General features: G+C 34.9%; 1 protein-coding gene. It reads right to left on the reverse strand.

What is annotated here, in order from left to right; genetic code table 11:
• Nucleotides 1-96: 96 nt before the first annotated feature.
• On the reverse strand, nt 97-1,662 hold the full coding sequence (locus G468_RS0117340) for a protelomerase family protein (protein WP_026824072.1): 1,566 nt from the start codon (nt 1,660-1,662) through the stop codon (nt 97-99).
• Nucleotides 1,663-1,897 lie beyond the last annotated feature (235 nt).

Genomic DNA, 1,897 nt, shown 5'->3' on the forward strand with positions numbered 1-1,897 from the left:
AGTCTTGCCTATAATTTTTTCCTCGCGTAGTGACCCCAATAAAACCTTCAAATATACTTAAATTCTTTTTTCAACCTTAACATTTGCTAACAAGTGTTAGATGTTATCAATGACATTTAGATATAGCTTGGCGGTATTAGCATTAATAGTTTTGCCGCCCACTCTACAATATCGTCTAATATAAGTTGGGGTCAGTTCATTTAGTGTTAAACCTAAGTTAGCTTTATTTTTAGCCCATTCATGGATTGTTTTTAGGGTAGGGGCTCTGGCTGATCGCTGCTCAATAATAGCGTTAGCTTTTTCTAATTTAGCCATGAGTTCTTCACTAGGAATATAGTTTTTTACTGTTCCGGTAGTGGTTTCAATTTTTTCTGTTTTTTCTGATAGTTCAATGGCTGCATAATGCTTGACGGCTTCTGAGATGCTGTCTTTTGAGTAACATAATATTCTTGTTGTCATACTGTCATAAGTTTCAGAACTGGTGTCTTTTTCACGCTCCCATACCATTTTTGTATAAATTGCTCTGAGCGATTTTATTTCGATATCACCGGATTCAAACCATTTTCTAAGTTCGTTATTGAGTACTCCGTTATATTGTTGGTTAATAGCCATGTTATGATCAACATCATTCGTGTATTTAGGGTCAAATATGCTGGCAACGATGTTCTTGCCCTCTTGATTGATATAGTGCAAGTAACCGCCTGTCCAATAGTTACCTTTTCCTCCGGATTCATGGGATTTTTTCTCTTGTTTTTTTAGTTCAAATCGTAATCGTCTTAGTGCTTTGATTATTTTATTTACATCATGAAATATAGGGATATTCCATTCCCCAAAATCTTCCTCAAATTTTCTGTCACGTGATTTTAATATTCCACTAAAACGGATGTAATTATCAGGGGTTTTATCATCAACGCGAAATTTTGCGGTTTTCATGATTTCGGTCGGTCTTCGGCCTGTAACGGCACAAAGTGCAACCGTTAATTGCACCCATGTTGAATTAGGATTATCTAGAATAAATTTAGCTTTATTTAAAAGAAAATGCGGATTAATTTTAATTTTCTCATCATGTCTTGCTTTCAGCCTGATTTTTTGCTGCTCATTAGTAATCGATTTTACATAGGAAACCGCTCCAGCCAGCCGATAATAACTAGGATGATACATTTTTATACTGGTTAACGCCTGTCTCACCATCTCGCCCTTACCTGAAGCTGATCCGCGTGGATATTTTCTTTTGAGTAAGGCGATGCGTTCTTCAAGTGTCTTGATTTTTAGCGAGGGTTTTAGTCCATAAATAATACTTTGCTCCACTCCGGCTTTAATCAATGCCTTTTTTGCTGCATTGAGGGAAGGAATGAATTTTTTATTGATTGCCCCAAGTGATTTTAAAGCCCTGCGGTATTTAATGAGGAGTGAAGCTATTCGGCTGGCTGAAAGTTCACCGCTTGAATACTCGCTATCAGGCAAAAAATACCATGTCTTTATTTTTTTCCCCTCAATTAAAGCGGTATTTTCTTTTAATCCAAAATCTCTTTTCACATAGTTAGCGTAAATATCATAGACACTTTGCCTGACTTTTTTACTATCAATTTCAGACGTTATTGATTTTTTATATATTTCAGCCTTCTCAATTACCTTTTTTGTTTTGTCTCTTACTTTTGTCATGGTGTTTTACTAATTAATTAACAGTACATAGACTAAATTATAAATTACTTTTAGATATAAATCAAATGCCTTAACTGTACATATAGACTAACAATTAAATCACCTCAGGTATTTTAACTGTACACAGACTAAATCACATGACTATACACGCACCTAGTCTACATACATATAACTGTACAACTAGACTTATAAGTCTAGTTGTACAGTTATATGTATGTAGACTAGGTGCGTGTAT

This window comes from Arsenophonus nasoniae DSM 15247 (assembly GCF_000429565.1).
Classification (GTDB): Bacteria; Pseudomonadota; Gammaproteobacteria; order Enterobacterales; family Enterobacteriaceae; genus Arsenophonus; species Arsenophonus nasoniae.

What these genes read in the sequence shown, in the direction of transcription:
- G468_RS0117340 (WP_026824072.1), bottom strand. Translation starts at nt 1,662, where the DNA reads ATGACAAAAGTAAGAGACAAAACAAAAAAGGTAATTGAGAAGGCTGAA.